Here is a 21,735-nt window from a genome sequence, read left to right on the forward strand (position 1 = left end):
TTCCTAGAGCTGGATACCGGAAAAGGACATGAAGCCCAACGACATCAGACCCACGGTGATGAAGGTGATCCCCAGGCCCTGGAGACCGGCCGGTACGTCGCTGTACTTGAGCCTCTCGCGAATCCCGGCCAGGGCGGCAATGGCCAGGGCCCAGCCCACGCCGGCACCGGCGCCATAGACCACGGACTCGCCCAGGTTGTAGTTACGCTCGACCATGAACAGGCTGCCACCGAGGATGGCGCAATTCACGGTGATCAGCGGCAGGAACACGCCCAGGGCGTTGTAGAGCGCCGGTACGTACTTGTCGAGGAACATCTCGAGGATCTGCACCAGCGCAGCGATCACGCCGATATAGCTCAGCAGGCCCAGGAATGACAAGTCGATGTTTTCTGCCCCCTCAATGCCGGTCCAGCTCAGAGCCCCTTCCGCCAACAAGTGGTGGAGGATCAGATTATTGACCGGCACGGTGATGGTCAGCACCACGATCACCGCGATGCCGAGACCGAAGGCCGCGGAGACCTTCTTGGACACCGCGATGAAGGTACACATGCCCAGGAAGAACGCCAGGGCCATGTTCTCGACGAACACCGAGGCGATGAACAGGCTCAGATAATGTTCCATGGCTTACACGGCCTCCTTCGGCTTGGTGTTCTCGGTCATGGGGTATTCGTTCTCTTCGACCTGTTCAGGGTTGACGCTGCGCAGCACCCAGATGAGCAGGCCGATGATGAAAAACGCCGACGGCGGCAGCAACAGCAGGCCGTTGGGTACATACCAGCCACCATCCTGGACCGGAGCGAGCACGCTGAAACCAAACACGCTGCCGGCACCGAACAGTTCGCGGAAGAAGCCCACCACCATCAGGATCAGGCCATAGCCCAAGCCGTTGCCGATGCCATCGAGGAATGACAATACCGGGCCATTCTGCATGGCAAAGCCTTCGGCTCGCCCCATGACGATGCAGTTGGTGATGATCAGGCCAACGAACACCGAGAGCTGCTTGGACATCTCATAGGCATAGGCCTTGAGGACCTGATCGACCACGATCACCAGTGAAGCGATGATGGTCATCTGCACGATGATGCGGATCGCCGACGGGATGTGGTTGCGGAGCAGCGAGACGAACAGGCTGGAGAAAGCGGTGACCGCAATCACGGCGAGCGCCATGACCAACGATACGCTCATGCTGGTGGTTACGGCCAGGGCCGAACAGATGCCAAGGATCTGCAAGGCAATCGGGTTGTTCTTGAAGATCGGCGTGACCAGGACGCCTTTGGGAGTAGCGGCAGACATGCTCAGGCTCCTTTTCTGTCGTCGACGTCAGGATTTTCTGCGCTGGCGCTTTCGGGTGACACCTGGTCACGGAAGCGGGCCAGATATTTACCGAAGCCTTCGGTACTCAGCCAGAACTGCAACATGTTGGTGACCCCGTTGCTGGTCAGGGTCGCCCCGGACAAGGCATCGACCTCGGTTTCACCACTGGCACCCCCCTTCACCAGACGAATGTCCGGATCGAGGCTACCTTCCTCGGCGAAGATCTGCTTGCCTTCCCACTGGGCCTGCCAGCGCGGATTCTCGACTTCACCACCCAACCCTGGGGTTTCGGCATGCTCGTAGTAGGTAATGCCGGCGATGGTGTTACCGTCGCCTTTCACTGCCAGGAAACCGCGCATCAGTCCCCACAGGCCCTGCCCGCGGATCGGCAGGATGATCTGCTCGGGGTTGTCGGGATCTCCCACCAGATACACCGTGCTGTAGTTTTCCTGACGGCTGAGCCCGGCGATATCGCGCGCGCCGGACAGGGTCCGCGACGCCGCCGGGTCACGGCGAGCCTGGAAACCGTCGTAGGTTTCGGGGTCGAACTGATCGGTGTACTCCCCGGTGCGCAGATCCACGACGCGCGGCGTCACCGACTCGAACTGTTCGTCGACCGGCACCCCCGGCTGGTAGAGATCGGCGACACGCAGGATATTGGTCTTGCGGTCGGCCTCCTGATTGGCCTGCTGCAACGGACGCAGGGCTACCGCGGCGGTAGACACGATCACCGAGCACACAATGCATAGCGCGAAGGCCACGATCAGGATCTTCTTGATGGTGTTGTTGCTGCTAGCTGCCATCAGGCATTCTCCTCGGCCATTTCACCGGTCCGCCGCTGGCGGCGTTTGATATTGGCCTGGACAAAGAAGTGATCGATCAACGGCGCGAACAGGTTGGCGAACAGGATCGCCAGCATGATGCCCTCGGGGAAAGCCGGGTTGACGACACGGATCAGTACCGTCATCACACCGATCAGGGCACCGAAGATCAAGCGGCCTTGATTGGTCATCGACGCCGACACCGGATCGGTCGCCATGAATACCATGCCAAAGGCGAAACCACCGACCACCAGGTGCCAGTACCAGGGCATGGCGAACATCGGGTTGGTCTCGGAGCCGATCAGGTTGAACAGGGCGCTGGTCGCCGCCATGCCCAGGAACACGCCGAGCATGATTCGCCATGAGGCAATCTTGGTCCACAGCAGCACCGCGGCACCGATCAGGATCGCCAGTGTCGACGTCTCGCCGACCGAGCCGGGCATGAAGCCGAGGAAAGCATCCCACCAGCTCAGGTCCGTCGTCAGGGCCGCCATGCCGTCCTGGAAGGCGACCGACAGTGCGGTGGCACCGGTATAGCCGTCGGCGGCGACCCATACCGCATCCCCGGAGATCTGCGCCGGGTAGGCGAAATACAGGAAGGCGCGACCGGTCAGGGCCGGGTTGAGGAAATTCTTGCCGGTACCTCCGAAGATCTCCTTACCGATCACCACACCGAAGGTGATGCCAAGCGCCACCTGCCACATTGGAATGGTTGCCGGCAGGATCAGGGCGTAGAGCACCGAGGTGACGAAGAACCCCTCGTTGACCTCATGGCCACGCTTGACGGCGAATACGACCTCCCAGAACCCGCCGACCACGAAGGTCACCAGGTAGATGGGCAGGAAATAGGTCGCCCCGAGCACGAAGTTGGCCCAGATGCTGTTCGGATCATGGCCACCGGAAAGGATAAGCATGATCGCCTCACGCCAGCCGTCCATGGAGCCGTAGCCATCGGCAATGGCCATGTTGGCCTGCCAACCGGCATTCCACATGCCGAAGAACATCGCCGGGAAGGTGCACAGCCAGACGGTGATCATGATGCGCTTCAGGTCGATGCCATCGCGCACGTGCGCCGTGGTCTTGGTCACATTGGGCGGCGCATAGAAGATGGTGTCGACCGCTTCGTAGAGCGGATAGAACTTCTCGTACTTCCCGCCCTTGTGGAAGTGCGGTTCGAGATTATCGAGTGTCTGTCGGATACCCATCATCAGGCCTCTTTCTCGATCATGGTCAGGTTGTCGCGCAGGATGGGACCGTACTCATACTTCCCGGGGCACACGTAGGTGCACAGCGCCAGATCCTCTTCATCCAATTCGAGACAACCAAGCTGCATGGCGGCTTCGATATCGCCGACGATCAGCGAGCGCAGCAACTGAGTGGGCAGGATATCCAGCGGCATCACCTCTTCGTAGGTGCCCACCGGCACCATGGCGCGCTCCGACCCGTTGGTCGAGGTATTCGGCGCATAACTCTTGAGACCGAAGATCTTGGACAAGTAGATGCCCATCACCGAATGCCGATCGGTTCCCAGCGACAACCAGCCCAGGAAAGCACGCTTGTTGCCTTCTTCGAGCAGGCTGAACTGGTTGTGGAAGCGTCCCAGGAACTTCAGGCTGCCTTCGGCGGCATAGCCGGCGAATACCGAGCCGGAGATCACCCGGGTATCCTCAGGCTGAACCACCTCTCCGTCGAGCAGTTCGTCGGTACTGGCGCCGATCCGGGTACGCAGCAGACGTGGCTTCTCGGCACGCGGACCGCCCACCGCGACCACGCGGCTGACATCGAGCTGGCCCTGCGCGAACAGCTTGCCGAAGGCGATCACGTCCTGGTAGCCGATGTGCCAGACACGCTTGTGCAGGGCCACTGGCGACAGGAAATGGATATGGGTACCGACCAGGCCCGCCGGGTGCGGACCGGCGAATGTCTCGACCTGGACACCGTCGACGTCGCCACCCGGCACCTTGGCGTCGGGGGCGGTGCACAGGAATACCTTGCCTTCGGTCAGGCGGGTCAACACCTTGAGGCCGTCTTCGAAGGCTTCGGGCTGCTCGTTGATGATCCCCACCGGATCGGCACACAGCGGGTGGGTATCGATGGCAGTGACGAAGATGTTTTCCGGGATGCCGTCAAGTGCCGGAGTCCGCGAATAGGGCCGGGTACGCAGCGCAGTCCACAGGCCCGACTCGACGAGCTGGTCGACCACGACCTGGCGTTCCAGCTTGTCCAGCTTGTCACGGCCGTGAGCAGTGAACTCGAGCGTTTCCTCGCGCTCCGCAACCTTGATCACCACCGACAGCAGCTTGCGCTTTTCTCCCCGATTGATGGCTACGACTTCACCGCCGGCCGGTGCGGTGAAGCGCACGCCAGCGATTTTCTTGTCGGTGAACAACAGCTGGCCCAGCTTGACGCTATCCCCCTCCCGGACCTCCATGGTCGGCTTCATGCCGACATAGTCGGTACCCAGGACAGCCACGTGGCGTACCGGCCGCGCATCTTCGATACGCTGCTCGGGCGCCCCCGCGATGGGGAGATCCAGGCCTCGTTTGACTTCGATCATAGTCTCGCCCAGTTTTCGGATCTGATGTGCTAGGAAAGGAGTTCGAAGGACGTGCAGGCGCGTCAGCCGATTGCCAGTGACAAGAAGCCTGCCGTCACGGTATTCGAATGCTTTTCTTATCAGAAGGTTGCAGTACAGTCCGGCATGGGCCGAACCTTCCCAAAAATCCCGAGCATTATAAAGACATGCGCGACGAAAGACCACATGGGCTTAGGTCGCAAATGGGCCTGCCGAGGACGCAGGCAGGCCAGAGGGAGGGGGGGATAAGCCGTAAGCCGTAAGCCGTAAGCCGTAAGCCGTAAGCCGTAAGCCAGGGTACCGGCAGTCACTGGCCAAGCCCTTGGGTTTTCTTACAGCTTACAGCTTACAGCTTACAGCTCGTAGCTCGTAGCTCGTAGCTCGTAGCTCGTAGCTCGTAGCTCGTAGCTCAGCGTCAGTCGCGATCCTTGGGGAAAACCAGGAAGCTGACGTTGGACATGTGCTGAAGGATACGCACTACCTGGCAACTGTAACCGAATTCGTTGTCATACCAGACGTAGAGCACGGCATTCCTGCCCTCGGCGATAGTGGCCTTGGCATCGACGATGCCGGCATGGCGGTTGCCGACGAAGTCCGACGACACCACTTCCGCCGAGTCGACGTAGTCGATCTGCTTCTGCATCGGCGAATGGATCGCCATACGACGCAGATAGTCGTTGACCCCCTCGACATCGACTTCCTTGTGCAGTTGCAGGTTGAGAATGGCCATCGAGACGTTGGGGATCGGCACACGAATGGCATTGCCGGTGAGCTTGCCGCTGAGCTCGGGCAGCGCCTTGGCCACGGCCTTGGCGGCGCCGGTTTCGGTGAGTACCATGTTCAGTGGTGCGCTGCGACCCCGACGGTCGCCCTTGTGGTAGTTGTCGATCAGGTTCTGGTCGTTGGTGTAGGCATGCACCGTCTCGACGTGGCCATGCTCGATGCCATAGTGGTCGTTGATGACCTTGAGCACCGGCACGATGGCATTGGTGGTACACGACGCCGCGGAAACGATCCGGTCGTCGCTGGTGATGTCGTCGTGGTTGATGCCATAGACGATATTCTTGACATCCCCCTTGCCCGGCGCAGTCAACAATGCCTTGGACACCCCCTTGCAGGCCAAGTGCTGCTCGAGACCTTCCTCGTCGCGCCACAGGCCGGTGTTGTCGACGACGAGGGCGTTGTGGATATCGTGAGCGGTATAGTCGACCTCACTGGGCGAATTGGCGTAGATGACCTTGATATAATTGCCGTTGGCGATCAGCGCGCTGTTTTCTTCGTCGACCGCGATCGAACCCGCGAAGGGCCCGTGCACGGAGTCGCGACGCAGCAGGCTGGCGCGCTTTTCCAGATCCTTGCTCAAGTCGCCACGCCCACGGACGACGATTGCGCGCAGGCGCAGCAGGTTGCCGCCTCCTGCCTTCTCGATCAGGATGCGAGCCAGGATACGTCCGATACGTCCGAAGCCGTAAAGCACGACATCCTTGGGTTCGCCGTTGCCATTCTTGGCATCGTGACCACCGACGATTTCTGCCAGTTCGCGCTTGAGGAAGGCGGTGACATCCTTTTCGTCGCTGTTCTTGAAGGCGACCGCCAGCTTGCCGACATCGATATGTGCCGGCCCCAGCTTGAGATCGACCATGGCCTTGACCAAGGGGAAGGTATCGCAAACCGACAGCTCGGTTCCCTCGACCTTCTTGACGAAGCGATGATCCTTGAGAATACGAATTACCGACTGATTGATCAGTGAACGACCGAATAGCGAGGTAACGATATTGTACTGGCGATACAGAGTCCCAAGCAGCGGAATCATTTCCTCGGCGAGGGCTTCATTGCCTTGCCATTCCTCAAAGACGGTCTCGAGCGTTTGCTGAGTCACGGGGGGCCTCTTTCGTCAGTTGGGGTCACGGAAATGCAGGGGGGCGCGCTCCATGCATAATGTACTGTTATTATCAGAGCATCGCTGCGCCGCCGCAATTGCTGGATAGTCGCACTCGCTGTAGGTCAATTACAGAATCTCGGGGTTGACTACAAGATGTAAATAGGGCTGCTATTATCGCCGCTCGTTGTTAAATGTCCTCCACACGACTCGACATCATGCCGCACTTCTCACCGCTTGATCCTCCGCCCCCCTCGGGAACGCGTGAAACCCTATACTGGCGCGCCCCTGACGGCAGTGCCACGGCACTGGCGCTGTCACGCCTGGCCGATGACGCCCCCTTGCTGGTGATTACCGCCGACACCGCCAGCGCCCAGCGCCTGGAAAATGAACTGCGCTTCTTCGCCAGGGTACCGGTCATGCCCTTCCCGGACTGGGAAACCCTGCCCTACGACAGCTTCTCGCCACACCAGGACATCGTATCGGCCAGGCTGCGCACGCTTCGCGAGCTGCAGCAGGCCGACAACGGTATCGTGCTGGTGCCAATCAACACCCTGATGCAGCGTCTGGCGCCGGTGGACTACATCGCCGGGCGGGTACTGACATTGGAAGTGGGCATGACCATCGATCGCGAAGGTTTTCGCGAAACGCTTTCGCGAGCCGGTTACCGTGCCGTGGAGACGGTCTACGAGCCGGGTGAATATGCCTTGCGCGGCGCCTTGATCGACCTGTTCCCCATGGGCAGTGAGGCACCTCTGCGTCTCGATCTGTTCGATGAGGAACTCGACAGCCTGCGCTACTTCGACCCCGATACCCAACGCAGTCGCGATAAAGTCGACGCCGTTGAGCTGTTGCCGGCCCATGAATATTCGCTATCGCGTTCCGCCATCGCCCGCTTCCGCGAAGGCTTCGAGACACTGTTCGACGTCGACCCACGCCAGTGCCCGCTCTACAACGACGCCTTGAAGGCCATCCCCTCTCCCGGCCTGGAACAGTACTTGCCACTGTTCTTCGAAGAAACCGCAACGTTGTTCGAGCATTTGGCACCGGCGAGTCGCATTGCCTTGATGCCAAAGGTCCACGAAGCGGCCGAGCATCACTGGGAATCGATCGAAAGTCGCTACCAGAATCTCGGCGTCGATCCGACACGGCCGCTGCTGCCGCCAGCCAAGGCCTTCGTCCCGGTCGCCGAGGTATTTGCCGCCATCAAGCGCCACCCGCGGGTCGAGCTGGTCGACGATGACGATCATCCCCATGCCTGGATGCCCGCCACTCACCCGCCGGCCCGGGTGGCCATCAATGCCCGCGCCCAACAACCGTTGGCGACGCTGAAAGCCTTTCTCGACGAACGGCAAGACACACGCGTCCTGTTCGTTGCCGAATCCCGGGGGCGCCGTGAGGCCCTGGAAGAAACGCTGGCACCGCTGCATCTCGATCTGCCGCATTGCGAAGGCTGGCACGCGTTTCTCGACGACGGCACGAGGCTTGCCATCACCGAAGGTGAGCTGGATGCCGGCCTATGGCTGAGCGTCGACGATTCGCCACCAGGCCTCGCCATCATCACCGAAACCGAGTTGTTCGGTGAGATCGTGCGCCAGAGCCGACGCCGGGAGAAGGCAACCGACGACAACGAACTGGCCATTCGCCATCTGTCCGAACTGCGCCCCGGCTCACCAGTGGTGCACCATGCACATGGCGTAGGACGCTACCTGGGGCTCGAGACACTGGAGGCCGGTGGCCAGGCTGCCGAATTCGTGGCCCTGGAATATGCCGATGGCGCCAAGCTCTATGTGCCGGTGGACAGCCTGCACCTGATTTCACGCTATGCCGGCGCTTCCGACGAACTCGCTCCGCTGCACAAGCTGGGATCGGATCAATGGGACAAGGCCAAGAAGAGGGCCGCCGAGAAGATTCGCGATACCGCCGCCGAACTACTCGATATCTATGCGCGGCGTGAAGCCCGCGAAGGCTTCGCCTGCGACGCTCCGGGGGACGAGTACGCACGTTTCTCCGGCAGCTTCCCTTTTGAGGAGACGCCCGACCAGCGCGAGGCGATTCACGCAGTGCTGCGGGACATGACCGCGCCACGCCCCATGGACCGTGTGGTCTGTGGCGATGTCGGCTTCGGCAAGACCGAGGTCGCCATGCGCGCTGCCTTTCTGGCGGTGCATTCCGGACGCCAAGTGGTGGTGCTGGTACCCACCACCCTGCTCGCCCAGCAGCATTATGACAATTTCCGTGACCGCTTCGCCGACACCGCCGTTCAGATCGAGCTGATTTCGCGTTTTACCGGCGGCAAGGGCCAGGCGGACACGCTCAAGCGCATCGAGGAAGGTCGCGCCGATATCGTGATCGGTACCCACAAGCTGCTGTCGAAGTCCATGAAATTTCCCAACATGGGGTTGCTGGTCATCGACGAAGAGCACCGTTTCGGCGTGGCGCAGAAGGAGAAGCTCAAGAACCTGCGTGCCGAGGTGGATATCCTGACACTGACCGCCACACCGATTCCGCGCACCTTGAACATGGCCATGAGCGGTATCCGCGACCTGTCGATCATTGCCACTCCACCGGCACGTCGCCTATCGGTGAAGACCTTCGTACAGCAGCGCAACGAACCGGTGATCAAGGAGGCGATCCTGCGCGAGATCCTGCGCGGCGGTCAGGTCTACATGCTGCATAACGAGGTCAAGACCATCGAAGCCGCCGCAGCCAAGCTACGCGAGTTGGTGCCGGAGGCACGGGTCGGCGTCGCCCACGGCCAGTTACCCGAGCGCGCCCTGGAGCGGGTGATGTCGGACTTCTATCACAAACGCTTCAATGTGCTGGTGTGCTCGACCATCATCGAGACCGGGATCGACGTGCCCAGCGCCAATACCATCGTCATCGAGCGAGCCGACAAGTTCGGCCTGGCCCAGTTGCACCAGTTGCGTGGTCGTGTCGGTCGGAGCCACCACCAGGCCTATGCCTATCTGTTGACGCCGCATCCCAAGGCGATGACCTCCGATGCGGTCAAGCGCCTCGAGGCTATCGGTCAGGCCGAGGACCTTGGCGCCGGCTTCACGCTGGCCAGCCACGACATGGAGATCCGCGGTGCCGGAGAATTGCTCGGTGACGAGCAGAGCGGGCAGATGGAAACCATCGGCTATAGTCTATATATGCAGATGCTCGATCGCGCGGTGAAGGCGATCAAGGCCGGCAAGACGCCCAACATCGAGGCACCGCTGGATGAAGGCGTGGAAGTCAGCCTCAACCTCCCGGCGCTGATTCCCGACGATTACATGCATGATGTACAGCAGCGGCTGATCATGTATAAACGCATTGCCAGCGCCAGCGATGAAGCCGAGCTCAAGGAACTGCAGGTAGAAATGGTCGATCGTTTTGGCCTGCTGCCGGCACCGGTCAAGACGCTGATGCGCCAGACACGCCTGCGCCAACGCGCCGAGCGGCTGGGCATCACCCGTCTGGAAGCCGGTCCCGAGCGTGGCCGGGTGATCTTCGGTGCCGAGACGGCCGTGGACCCCATGACATTGGTCACCCTGATCCAGAAAGACCCGGTACACTACCGACTGGAAGGCGCCAATACCTTGCGCTTCGAGGCCGGGATGGACAGCGCGGAAGTTCGCTTTCAGGCGGTCGAGGGACTGCTCGAAAGGCTCAACAGGAAGACGGAGGCCGCTTAGGCCCCAGTAGAGATTACCCGATGACAAAGGTTCAGTTGATGGCAACACGTTCGAAACTCGCCCTCCGCGCGAAAGCCGCGTCGAGGGCAATGACCATGACGATGGCAGCGATGCTGCTGTCACTGTCGCCGGCGCTTCACGCCGACGACTCCAAGTTGCCTACCGGGCACTACTACCTGCCCGAGAACGGCGAGGTGATCGGAGAAGTGAAGACGGTCATCGCCGAGAAGGACGATACCTTGATCGATATCGGCCGGCGCCACGGTCTCGGCTTCGAGGAAATGCAACGTGCCAACCCAGAGCTGGGCATGTGGTATCCCGGCGAGGGTGCCGAGGTGGTGGTGCCTGCGCGTTTCATTCTGCCCCCAGGGCCACGCGAAGGCCTGGTGGTCAATCTCTCGGAGTTGCGCCTGTATTACTATCCGCCGACCCCCGAGGGTGAACGCCCCATCGTCGAGACCTATCCGATCAGCGTCGGACGCGAAGGATTCGCTACACCGCAAGGGACATTCAAGACCACCATGAAGGTCAAGGATCCGGCCTGGTCTCCGCCGCAATCGATGCGCGAAGAAGCCGCCGCCCGTGGGGAGCCGGCCCCCACAGTGGTTCCTCCAGGCCCCGACAATCCGCTGGGTCGACACGCCATCCTGCTCAACATTCCCAGCTATCTCATCCATGGCACCAATCGACCGGATGGCGTGGGCATGCGGGTCAGCCGGGGCTGTATACGCATGCTCCCCGAGGATATCGAGTCGTTGTACGAGCGCGTGCCCAACGGCACTCAGGTCACCCTGATCAATGAGCCCTTCAAGGCAGGCTGGGATGAGGATGACCTTTACGTGCAATCCTATCCGCTACTGGGAGAGAAAGAAGGTAGTGTCGAACCGCTCATCGATGCGCTACAAGTCCTGGCCGATGTACTCGGGGACCGTAACCCGCCGGTGGATTATGCCCGTGTGAGAGAGGCCGTGGAACTGCCGACTGGACGGCTGCAAGCAGTGCTTCGTGATCCCACTCCCGAAGCGAAACCGGTGGATATCTATCGCGAACTCGATACCGAAGCGACCGTCGAACTGGCACACCGGATCGAGACAATTTCGTGAATTTCAGCTGCATGTCAACGTAACGAAAGACCCCGCCGAGGCGGGGTCTTTCGTTACTGTACCACCGGTGAACGTCGACGGACGGCGCACACCAGCAGCCTCTTGCGATCCCTTACTTCTGCATGGAGCGCTCGAACATACGGTTCATTTGCTCACGGTTCTCTTGAGCCATCTGCAGAGCCGCTTGGGCATCACGCTGCGCCTGGTTGGCAGTGGTCTGCGCCTGATTGGCAGTGTTCAGGGCCTGGGTCGCGTCAGACTGAGCGGACTCGGCGGTCATGCGCACTTCTTCCAGAGCGCTGTTAGTGGCACAGCCCGCCAGAATGGCCAGAGAGGCAGCAGCGGCAGAAAGCTTCAGAGTGTTCTTGAGTGTCATAGTGTTCTCCTTGAGAGGACGTCCTTGGTTCAGCTTGGGTTGTGCCTGGTGTCAAACAGGCGTCCTGCTGGTGCAGGTTCTTCTTACCACGGCTCCGACTGAAAAGCCGTGAAGTCAAACGCTGTTTTATTATAGACATGGGGGCTTTGTCTACCTAGAAAACTGCGTTTTTCTGTTAACAGAGCCTAGCGGATCACCACGCGAGTGCCAATCTGGACGAGTTCGACCAAACGCTCGATCTGTGCATTGGTCACAGCGACACAGCCTTCGGTCCAGTGAAAACGTTCATGGATCGAAGGATCCCCCTTCCCCAACCCATGAATGCCAATATCGCCCCCCAGCACCGTATCCTGAGGCGGACGCCCATGGCGGCGCAGATAAGCGTAGTAATCTTCGTATTCCTGCTGGCTCATGATACCGGCATTCAAGGCATCTAGCGCATGCCAGGGGGTAGGATAATTGAGTCCCAGGAAGATATGAAAGCGACTGTTGGGATTGACTCGATTGATGCGAAATTCACCGATCGGGGTCTTTTTATCGCCTCTGACCCGGATCGAAGCGGCACCGCGCTGTCCGAGCGACACCGGGAAGAAGCGCTCGATTTCCCGCTCGCCTCGATAAACATGCAGTGTCGCGCTCTTGTCATCCACCAGCAGCCAAACCTCATCGGGGCCAGGGGACAGGTTGGCTTGAGTGCTCATAGCCGGCATGAGGACCAGAATCCATACCAGCAACAATTTTCTCAGGAGGGTCATCCGTTGCAATACTCCGGCGATCACTACAGGCAGCGGCGCATTCATACCTTATTGCCATCCAGCATACAATCCCACCCATCAAGGAAACAGTGAATCCAGTGCCAGCAGCGACTCGAGACCCCCGGCAAATCAATGCCCACCTCGATCCCAAGAGCCCATCTAACACCATGTTATAGATGGATTTTATCGTTGCCTGTCTGGTGCCTCCCGTGCGCCGTCGAGCCCGTCATCGATTTCTTCAACATTTTTCGCCATTCCACTCTCGAGCGTCATCCGCTCGACACCGGGATCAGGCCAGTGCACGCTGCACCAAAGCCTGATGCGATGCCGACAGCGGAATCGTAGCGGCCAACGCTTGACCGCGGGGCGACATCTTGTTCCAGGTCTTGCGTACGATACGCAGCAACTTGGCCTCGTCATGCTCGCTAGCGAAGTCTGCAAAATAGTATTGCAGAAAGACCAGGCAGGCAGTGTCCTCCAGGGCCTGGGTCTCGGCATCGCGGCGCAGGTTTTCCTTGCGAATCAAGGCAGCGACACGTTCACAGACCTCGTTGTCGTACCCCACCTCAGCCAATACTGTCGCGGCCTGATCGGCTTGCTGGCGCCCCAGATCACGGCGCCAGGCCAGATAGCCGGGGCGATCGCGGGGATAGTCGTCACGCGGAATTCGCCAGCGCTGCAGGTGCTGAGCACGAACCGCCAACTGTAATGCCTCGCTGGCTTCCGGTGCCACGCGTTCGAGCCATTCGCTCATGCGCCGGGCATAGAGTTGTTCGTAAGGGATGCGCTGCCCTTCTACTTCCACGAGCCGCGGATCTTCACGGTGCAGGGCATCGAATCGCTCGATAGCGGCCTGGAAACGGGCCGATTCATGCTTCATTACGCGATCTCCTGATCATTGCCTTGGTTAGAGCCTAGCGGAAACCCTCTCCAACACCCAGAGACAATGATGGCCCCACGCCGGCACCAAGTGCATCACACGGACAGGTCGCGGCGTTCAGCATAGGCACGGCACCACTCGAGATATTGATGGCCCGGTAGCGCCGCAGAATACAGGAACCCCTGGGCCTGATCGCAACCCAGCTCACGAAGAATATCGGCCTCTCCCGGCGTTTCCACGCCCTCCGCCGTGACCACCAGATCGAGCGCATGCCCCACATCGATCATGCAGCCCATCAACTTGCACGCCCGTTGGTCTTGCTCCAGACCACTGATGAAAGCACGGTCGATCTTGAGGCCGGTGATTGGCAGATGGCGTAGATATTCGAATGACGCGAAGCCCGTACCAAAATCGTCGATACTCACGCCGATGCCGAAGTCGCGAATGCGTTCGATCGCCCGCTTGGCGGCCCCCAGATCCTGCATCAAGGCGCTTTCGGTGATCTCGACTTCCAGGCGCCGTGGCGCGAAACCACTATGTTCGACCAGCGCCTCGAGCACGCGCAGCAAGTCCTCGTCGAACAGGTTGCGCACCGAAAAGTTGATGCCGACCACGCCCTCACTCGCGGCGGCGAACCGGCAGGCCTCACCAGCAACGAAACGAGTCACCGGCGCGATCAAGGTGGTGTTCTCGACCTTGGGCATGAACAGCCCGGGAGCAATCACGGCCCCGTGTTCATCACGCCAACGAAGCAGCCCCTCGCAGCCGCAGACCCGGCCGTCCGAGAGCCGAATCTTGGGCTGATAGTGGAGCTCGAATTCACCCAGTTCCAGACCACGACGCACCCGGGAAATCAACTTGACCGTCTGCACCGTGCGCCGCTTGAAGGCTGGCGCATAATGACAGTGGGTGTGATGTCTTTCGACAGCAGCGAACATGGCGATTCGCGCTTCACGAATCAGGTCATCTGGGCGCAAACCCTCTCCCTGCGACATGCTGCTGCCCAGGACCAGCTGGGCACGCATGGGCACGTCCTGAACCAGCAGGTTGTCTTCCCCCACCTCGGCCAGGCGCTGAGCAATGCACTCGATATCGTCCTTGTCGACGCCCTTCAACAACAGCACCAGTTCGGCATCGCCGAAGCGGTAGACGCCAACCGCATCGGGTACCTCACGCGCTAGCCGTTCGCTGATGGCAACGACCAGTTCGTCGGAGGCATCCGCCCCCATGGCTTCCAGAATCTCGGTGATATCGGTGATGCGAACCAGCATCAGGCCAACCGACTTTCCCCGTCGTCGTGGTTCGACCAGGCTTTTGGCGAGATCCTCTTCCAGGGCGAGCGCATTGAGCAGCCCCGAACGAAGATCGCAGCGTGTGATGGCCTCACGTGCCTCGGTCGACTGCCGCAACCGATGAAACAACCAGCCGCCAAAGCCACCCACAACGAGATAAAGTCCCAGACGGACCAACCAATTGGCAGGCGTTTGGACGGCACCGGTGGCCACCTCCAGCGGCATGGCCGCCATCAACAACCCCGCGATCGAGGAGGCGACCAGGGCCCCTGTCAGGCGGTACCAAGCGGCGGCAAGCAAGACCGGGATCAACATCAGATAGGGGTAGGCGTAGGTGGTGCCGCCCGTCAGGTAGACCGTCAGAGTACCCAATGCCAGCAGCGTCGCCAGGGCCCCGATGCAGATGCCGTGACGCAGCGGTGCTGGCCAGGCTTGCAGGTCGGACAGCCGCTGCTCCTTGAATATCGCGCCAATGGATAGAGCTGCCATTCGTCCCCCTTCCCTGCTATTGCGCATCCATCCAAGCTTTATGGTTCAAGATGCGAAATGTCCCGGCATATGGCTCCTACAAGCATGCTGACTACTGGTCGGTTCTCTTGAGAATATTGCTATGCGATATTTAGTTACTTCCATTCACTATAACACCACATCAAACATAGCAACTTTCACAGCGTTTCAATTCGTAACCAAACGCTGCTTTCGTGTTCCCCTCGCGGTTTCGAGGGCGCCAGGCTGGCTGCGTCGGGTGATAGCGCCATCAGAACACTCCCTGACTGCGTAGATAGTCGTCGTAGCTGCCACTGAAGTCGATGATACCGGTTTCGCTCATGTCGAGGATGCGCGTAGCCAGCGAGGAGACGAATTCACGGTCGTGGCTGACGAAGATCAACGTGCCCGGATAGTTCGCCAAGGCCAGGTTCAGCGCTTCGATGGACTCCATGTCCAGGTGGTTGGTGGGCTCGTCCATCAGCAGCACGTTGGGCTTGGTCAACGACAGCTTGCCGAACAGCATGCGACCCTGCTCGCCGCCGGAGATCACCCTCACCGACTTGCCGATATCATCGCTGGAAAACAGCATGCGCCCCAGCGCCCCACGGATTCCCTGTTCACCACCATCGCTCCACTGGGCCATCCATTCGAACAGCGTGGCATCGAAGGCAAAGTCATCGGCATGATCCTGGGCGAAGACACCGAGTTCGGCGCTGTCGGTCCATTTCACGCCCCCGGCGTCCGGGTGCAGCTCACCGGCCAGGGTCTTGAGCAGCGTGGTCTTGCCGATGCCATTGGGGCCGATGATGGCGATCCGCTCGCCGGCCTCCACGGTCATGCTCAGCCGCTCGAACAGCGGCGTGGCGCCGTAGCCCTTGGTGATGGCCTCCACATTGACCGCGTTGCGGTGAATTTTCTTGTTCTGCTCGAAGCGGATGAACGGGCTGACCCGGCTCGAGGGCTTGATGTCCTCGAGCTTGATCTTGTCGATCTGACGCGCCCGGGAGGTGGCCTGCTTGGCCTTGGAGGCATTGGCCGAGAAGCGGCTGACGAAGGCCTGCAGCTCGGCAATCTGCGCCTTTTTCTTGGCATTGTCGGCATGTTGGCGCTCACGGGCAGCGGTGGCGGCGGTCATGTAGTCGTCGTAGTTGCCGGGGAACAGGGTGATCTCACCGTAGTCCAGGTCGGCCATATGGGTGCAGACACTGTTGAGGAAGTGGCGATCGTGGGAAATGATGATCATGGTGCTGTTACGCCCGGTCAGCATCCCTTCCAGCCAACGGATGGTGTTGATGTCCAGGTGGTTGGTGGGCTCGTCGAGCAGCAGCACGTCGGGATCGGCAAACAGCGCCTGGGCCAGCAGCACGCGCAGCTTCCAGCCGGGGGCGACTTCACTCATCGGCCCGAAATGCTGCTCCAGCGGGATACCCAACCCAAGCAGCAGCTCACCGGCGCGCGACTCGGCGGTATAGCCGTCAAGTTCGGCGAAGCGAGTTTCCAGGTCGGCCACTGCCATGCCGTCCTCCTCGCTCATCTCCGGCAGCGAGTAGATGCGCTCGCGCTCCGCAGCGACCTGCCACAGCTCATGGTTGCCCATGATGACGGTGTCGATGACGCGCTCGGACTCGAAAGCGAACTGATCCTGACGCAGCTTGCCGAGCCGCGCCCCTGACTCGACCATCACCTGCCCGGAGGAGGGGTCCAGGTCGCCGCCGAGGATCTTCATGAACGTCGACTTGCCGCAGCCGTTGGCGCCGATCAGGCCGTAGCGGTTACCGTTGCCGAACTTGATGGAAACGTTCTCGAACAGGGGCTTGGCCCCGAACTGCATGGTGATATTGGCGGTGGAGATCACGTGAGGGGTCCAAATCGATGGGTCGGCCTCGGGAAAGCCCGGCGCCGATGGGCAAAAGTGCGCGATTGTACCGATTTATGGCGCCCACTCACAGCGGCGACATGCAGTGCTAGCGCGTGTCATGTCGTTTGATCCCGGCTCCCGTTCAACAGCAGGCTTTCTTCGATGGGAACGAAGTGGCTGGCGGCACGCCTCAGGGTGTCGGCGGTGAGTCTTTCCACCCCGTAGACATCCACCGTCACGTCGTGTCGCTCGCGAGCCCGCACCACCAGTAGATCGAAATCGCCGTCGCCGGAAACCAGCACCACCCGGTCGACAAGCGGGGCGGCCTCCATGACATCCAGGGTAATGCCTACGTCCCAGTCGCCCTTGGCCGAGCCATCGCGGCGCTGAATGAAGGGTTTGAGCTTCACCGTAAAGCCGATGCCACGCAGGATGTTCTGGAACTGGCGCTGCCTGGCATCGCCGCGCTCCACCGCATAGGCATTGGCTAGCGCCACTTCTCGACCGGCCGTCACCTGCGCCCAGAAGGCGTTGTAATCGAAATGGCGCCCAAAGACCTGGCGGGTGGTGTAGTAGACGTTCTGCACATCGACGAAAATCGCGACTCTTTCCAAGCGGTTACCCCCTTGACAAGAAACCCCACTCGGGAGCTTCCCGGGCGGGGTTTCGAGGCGGTTCTTTCACATCGTTTCTTTCAACGGGGTTCAATGCACCGTAGCGGGAAAGGCCTGTTCCTCGCTCTCTTCCTGCCACAGTTTGCTGCGCGTGATGGCATGATCGATCATTTCCTGCGCCACTTCGAAGCGGCTCTGACGCAGCAATTGGGCCGCCTCCTCGGAAAAGCGGATACGCATCAACGGCTCGCCCTCGCCTTCAGCGGGTCGTAGCACGATCTCGCCATCGGCAAGCTCAACGATTTCCAGAATCGCGGTATCGGACATCGGGGACTCCCCCCTGAATCGGGAATAAAGGAATACAGCAATAAAAAACGACCACGGCGATCGTCCATGGTCGTTGTCATTTGACGACAGCCTACCACTTCGACAACCGTGACGTCACCATTCGTAGCTGGTTTCACGCATGCCGGCGAGTTCACGTTTGAACTCACCCAGGCACCAACGTAATTCATCGGCAAGCGAGAGGCGCTCGGCGGTGCTGATCAGGACTGGCGATACCGTCGATTCACGGCGGGCCGCTCCCTCGACGTCCTGCAAGGCATCGAGTCGTTGCATCAGCACCGCCAACCAACTCTCGTCCCGCCTGGCCAGCTCTCGCAGCCGTTCGAGCTCGGCCAGGGAACGCCCGTCCTCGCGCAGGAGCTCGCGCCAGTCATGTTGTGCCAGCATCGCATGCTCGGTGAGTTCGCGCAGGGCCGCATTCAGCGCCAGCTCCAGCAGCGCCAGGGCACCCTCTTCCAACGCCATGCGCCGTGCCTCGACGTGCTCGTCATCGACGGCCGCCGTATCTAGCAACAGCTCGGCTTGATAGAGCAGTTGATTGGTACGCCCTCTGGGTGTCATTTGCGCTTGTCCTCGACCTGCCATCTGCCGTCCTCGAAGACGGCTCTCCAGCCGGTCGCCTTGCCATCCTCGTCGGTCATCACGTACTGCGACTTGGTCTTGCGCGAGAAGCGAATCTGCGCTGGGCGTCCCTCCGGATCCTCGCTCGGCGCCTCGAGCAGGAAGTGATACTTCTCGGGCAGCTCCTGGGCATGCGCCTTGAGTTCGCGGACCAGAGGAGGACGCGTCTCGCGATTCTTGGGGAACTGGCTGGCTGCCAGGAACAGGCCACTGGCGCCATCGCGCAATACGTAGTGGTCATCGACTTTGTGACAGGCCAATTCCGGCATGGGAACCGGATCCATCTTGGGCGGCGCCACCTCACCGCTTCTGAGCAGTTTGCGGGTATTCTTGCAGGCATCGTTGGTGCAGCCGAAGTACTTGCCGAAACGGCCGGTCTTCAATTGCATCTCGGCACCGCACTTGTCGCACTCGAGCGTCGGCCCCTCGTAACCCTTGAGCTTGAAGCGCCCCTTCTCGACTTCGTAACCATCGCAATCGGGGCTATCGCCGCAAATGTGCAACTTGCGCGTCTCGTCGATCAGATAGCTGTCCATGGCGGTACCGCACTTGGGGCAGCGATGCTTGGCGCGCAGCGCCTTGGCCTCGGCTTCCTCGTCGGCATCGGCGGCCACCGCTTCCTCGCCGGGAATCAGGTCGATGGTGGTCTTGCAACGCTCCTTGGGCGGCAGATTGTAGCCCGAACACCCGAGGAAGACCCCGGTGGAGGCGGTACGAATCTGCATCTTGCGACCGCAGCTCGGGCAGTCGATGTCGGTGGGCACCGGCTGATTGGGCCGCATCCCGTCCTCGCTCTCGGCATGCTCGAGCTGCCTGGTGAACTCGTCATAGAAGCTGTCGAGCAATGCCCTCCAGTCACGCTCGCCTTCGGCCACCTCGTCGAGACTGTCTTCCATGCGCGCGGTAAAGCCAAAGTCCATCAAGTCACTGAAGGACTCCTTGAGCCGCTCGGTCACGATATCGCCGAGTTTCTCGGCATAGAAGCGCCGATTCTCCAACTTGACGTAACCGCGATCCTGGATGGTGGAGATGATCGAAGCATAGGTCGAGGGCCGGCCGATACCACGCTTCTCGAGCTCCTTGACCAGGCTGGCCTCGGTATAGCGGGCAGGCGGCTTGGTGAAGTGCTGCTGCGGGTGCAGTGCCTCGAGGAGCATTGGCGTGCCCTCGGCCAAATCCGGCAGCGCCTGGTCTTCCTCCTTGCGCCCGGCAGGCTTCATCACTCGGGTATAACCATCGAATTTCAGCACCCGACCCTTGGCCTTGAGTTCATAACCTCCGGCTTCCACGGTCAGGGTGGAGGACAGATATTCCGCCGGGGTCATCTGGCAGGCCACGAACTGACGCCAGATCAGCTCGTAGAGACGTTCGGCATCGCGCTCCATGCCGGCAAGATCCGCAGCCTTGCGAGCCACGTCCGAGGGACGGATCGCTTCGTGGGCTTCCTGAGCCCCCTCCTTGCTGGAATAACGGTTCGGCGTTTCGGGTAGATAGCGCTTGCCGTACTCGTGCTCGATATGCTCACGCACCGCAGCCACCGCATCCTGTGACAAATTGGTGGAGTCGGTACGCATATAGGTGATGTAGCCCGCCTCATAAAGACGCTGGGCCAGGGTCATGGTCTTCTTCACCGAGAAGCCCAGCCGGCCACTGGCGGCCTGCTGCAGCGTCGATGTGATAAAGGGTGCATTCGGTTTAGACCGCGTCGGCTTGTCTTCCCGAGCCGTGATCTCGAGGCTGGTCTTTCTTAGCGCCTCGATGCGTTCCAGGGTCTCGGTTTCGGAGGTGGGTCGGAAGGGTTTGCCGTTCTGGCGCACCAGTTCGAAACGAATTGGCTCGGCCTTCTCCCTGCCCGCCGCTGCCATGAGCAGATCGGCGTGCACATCCCAGAACTCTTCCGGAACGAAGGCACGGATGTCGCGCTCCCGTTCGACGATCAGGCGCACCGCCACCGACTGCACCCGCCCGGCGGAGAGCCCGCGGGCAACCTTGTTCCACAACAGTGGTGACAGCATGAAGCCGACGACACGGTCGAGAAAACGACGCGCCTGCTGGGCTTCGACACGCTCGATATTCAGCGCACCGGGGTCCTTGAACGCTTCCTGAATGGCGTTCTTGGTGATCTCGTTGAACACCACCCGCTTGTAGCGCTCATCCTCGCCACCGATGGTTTCCTTGAGGTGCCAGGCAATGGCCTCCCCTTCACGGTCCAAGTCCGTCGCCAGATAGACGGCATCGGCCTTTTCGGCGTACTTCCGGAGCTCGGCGACGACCTTCTCCTTGCCAGGCAGAATCTCGTACTGTGCCTCCCAGCCATTCTCGGGGTCGATCCCCATGCGCCGGATCAACTGATCCCAGGTCTTGCGCTTCTTGTAGACTGCCTTTTCCTCGACCGACATCTTGCGTGTCGCCGCCGCTTGCCGGGCACGCTCCTTGGGGTCGGAGGCCGCTTTGCCCGCGCCGCTGGTCGGCAGGTCACGGATATGACCCACACTCGACTTCACGATGAAATCGTTGCCGAGATACTTGTTGATCGTCTTGGCCTTGGCCGGCGACTCGACGATGACCAGTGACTTGCCCATAGTGCTCCACTTTCCTCACGGCGCAAGTCATATGACCTGCGCCTGGCTGTTCGACTCCCGGCTTACCCTCCGGGCGAAAAATGCGCCTACCCTACCCCAGCCTCCGACTCGGCGCCAGTCATCTTGACAGGCTCTGTCGACAACGGCCCCTCATCAGACTATCCATTTCGGGGCAGGAATGCTTTATGAAGCTAAACCGGAGATACCGGATCCCGCAAGCGCGGTGGAGGGGACCGCATGCCTGGAAGGATGGCCACATACCGACCTTCCTCGTGCCCGAACGACGGGGCTTTCCTATTGAGCGGCAGCGTGTTGTACTATGATGTAGTAAAATGACTACATAACCTACAGGCGTGATGCGACACTCTTATTTGTCATATCGCCACCTTTATATACGCTATTAGACACCACCGTCAGGAGACCCCCATGTCGTACCCGATTCACGACCCCATTCGCCGCACCAAGATCGTCGCCACCCTGGGCCCGGCCAGCGACCGCGAGGGGGTGCTCGAGGCCATGATTCGTGCCGGGGTCGACGTGGTGCGCCTGAA

General features: G+C 60.6%; 18 protein-coding genes. 3 read left to right on the plus strand and 15 right to left on the minus strand.

From position 1 onward, the window contains the following. Positions 1-3 precede the first annotated feature (3 nt). The 6 genes from nqrE to ACFOEV_RS06325 all read right to left on the minus strand — a co-directional run bounded on the left by nqrE (position 4) and on the right by ACFOEV_RS06325 (position 6,589). Positions 4-621 (minus strand): NADH:ubiquinone reductase (Na(+)-transporting) subunit E, encoded by a 618-nt coding sequence (gene nqrE / locus ACFOEV_RS06300; RefSeq protein WP_386772290.1) that lies wholly within the window; start codon positions 619-621, stop codon positions 4-6. Positions 622-624: 3 nt separating this feature from the next. Next, positions 625-1,293, minus strand: coding sequence for an NADH:ubiquinone reductase (Na(+)-transporting) subunit D (locus ACFOEV_RS06305; protein WP_386772291.1), 669 nt, complete (start codon positions 1,291-1,293; stop codon positions 625-627). Positions 1,294-1,295: 2 nt separating this feature from the next. Further along, a complete protein-coding gene (locus ACFOEV_RS06310) occupies positions 1,296-2,117 on the minus strand; it encodes a Na(+)-translocating NADH-quinone reductase subunit C (RefSeq protein ID WP_386772292.1) in 822 nt (273 codons plus the stop codon). Next, entirely contained in the window at positions 2,117-3,343 is a 1,227-nt protein-coding gene (locus ACFOEV_RS06315; RefSeq protein WP_386772293.1) for an NADH:ubiquinone reductase (Na(+)-transporting) subunit B, read from the minus strand. The genes ACFOEV_RS06310 and ACFOEV_RS06315 overlap by 1 nt, the downstream gene beginning before the upstream one ends. Beyond that, positions 3,343-4,692, minus strand: a complete 1,350-nt coding sequence (locus ACFOEV_RS06320) for a Na(+)-translocating NADH-quinone reductase subunit A (protein ID WP_386772294.1) — start codon at positions 4,690-4,692, stop codon at positions 3,343-3,345. The genes ACFOEV_RS06315 and ACFOEV_RS06320 overlap by 1 nt, the downstream gene beginning before the upstream one ends. Before the next feature lie 433 nt (positions 4,693-5,125). Next, complete coding sequence (locus tag ACFOEV_RS06325; RefSeq protein WP_386772295.1) at positions 5,126-6,589, minus strand: glyceraldehyde-3-phosphate dehydrogenase; 1,464 nt, start codon at positions 6,587-6,589, stop codon at positions 5,126-5,128. Between the two features lie 218 nt (positions 6,590-6,807). On the opposite strand from ACFOEV_RS06325, the gene mfd reads away from it, so the two are divergent. Next, entirely contained in the window at positions 6,808-10,269 is a 3,462-nt protein-coding gene (gene mfd, locus ACFOEV_RS06330; protein WP_386772308.1) for a transcription-repair coupling factor, read from the plus strand. A 95-nt stretch (positions 10,270-10,364) separates the two neighbouring features. Continuing rightward, positions 10,365-11,372: a L,D-transpeptidase family protein gene (locus ACFOEV_RS06335; protein WP_386772296.1), complete on the plus strand. Its 1,008-nt coding sequence runs from the start codon at positions 10,365-10,367 to the stop codon at positions 11,370-11,372. A gap of 112 nt (positions 11,373-11,484) precedes the next feature. Here ACFOEV_RS06335 and ACFOEV_RS06340 read toward each other — a convergent pair whose 3' ends face one another. From ACFOEV_RS06340 to topA, 9 genes are all read right to left on the minus strand, one after another. After that, the gene (locus tag ACFOEV_RS06340; RefSeq protein WP_386772297.1) at positions 11,485-11,748 is read right to left on the minus strand and encodes an Lpp/OprI family alanine-zipper lipoprotein; all 264 of its coding nucleotides are present in this window, start codon (positions 11,746-11,748) and stop codon (positions 11,485-11,487) included. Between the two features lie 185 nt (positions 11,749-11,933). Then, positions 11,934-12,458, minus strand: a complete 525-nt coding sequence (locus ACFOEV_RS06345) for a L,D-transpeptidase family protein (RefSeq protein WP_386772309.1) — start codon at positions 12,456-12,458, stop codon at positions 11,934-11,936. Between the two features lie 334 nt (positions 12,459-12,792). Beyond that, entirely contained in the window at positions 12,793-13,383 is a 591-nt protein-coding gene (locus ACFOEV_RS06350; protein ID WP_386772298.1) for a DUF4202 domain-containing protein, read from the minus strand. A gap of 95 nt (positions 13,384-13,478) precedes the next feature. Further along, the gene (locus ACFOEV_RS06355; protein WP_386772299.1) at positions 13,479-15,164 is read right to left on the minus strand and encodes a putative bifunctional diguanylate cyclase/phosphodiesterase; all 1,686 of its coding nucleotides are present in this window, start codon (positions 15,162-15,164) and stop codon (positions 13,479-13,481) included. 268 nt (positions 15,165-15,432) lie between these two features. Next, positions 15,433-17,019 (minus strand): ABC-F family ATPase, encoded by a 1,587-nt coding sequence (locus ACFOEV_RS06360; RefSeq protein WP_386772300.1) that lies wholly within the window; start codon positions 17,017-17,019, stop codon positions 15,433-15,435. Positions 17,020-17,138: 119 nt separating this feature from the next. After that, positions 17,139-17,636: a LabA-like NYN domain-containing protein gene (locus ACFOEV_RS06365; protein WP_386772301.1), complete on the minus strand. Its 498-nt coding sequence runs from the start codon at positions 17,634-17,636 to the stop codon at positions 17,139-17,141. 90 nt (positions 17,637-17,726) lie between these two features. Further along, entirely contained in the window at positions 17,727-17,963 is a 237-nt protein-coding gene (locus ACFOEV_RS06370; protein WP_386772302.1) for a hypothetical protein, read from the minus strand. 114 nt (positions 17,964-18,077) lie between these two features. Then, complete coding sequence (locus ACFOEV_RS06375; RefSeq protein ID WP_386772303.1) at positions 18,078-18,542, minus strand: DUF6586 family protein; 465 nt, start codon at positions 18,540-18,542, stop codon at positions 18,078-18,080. After that, positions 18,539-21,184, minus strand: coding sequence for a type I DNA topoisomerase (topA, locus tag ACFOEV_RS06380; protein WP_386772304.1), 2,646 nt, complete (start codon positions 21,182-21,184; stop codon positions 18,539-18,541). The genes ACFOEV_RS06375 and topA overlap by 4 nt, the downstream gene beginning before the upstream one ends. Positions 21,185-21,610: 426 nt before the next feature. On the opposite strand from topA, the gene ACFOEV_RS06385 reads away from it, so the two are divergent. Then, a partial coding sequence (locus tag ACFOEV_RS06385) for a pyruvate kinase (protein WP_386772310.1) occupies positions 21,611-21,735 on the plus strand: 125 nt, incomplete at its 3' end.

Source organism: Litchfieldella rifensis (assembly GCF_042646605.1).
GTDB classification, from domain to species: Bacteria; Pseudomonadota; Gammaproteobacteria; order Pseudomonadales; family Halomonadaceae; genus Litchfieldella; species Litchfieldella rifensis.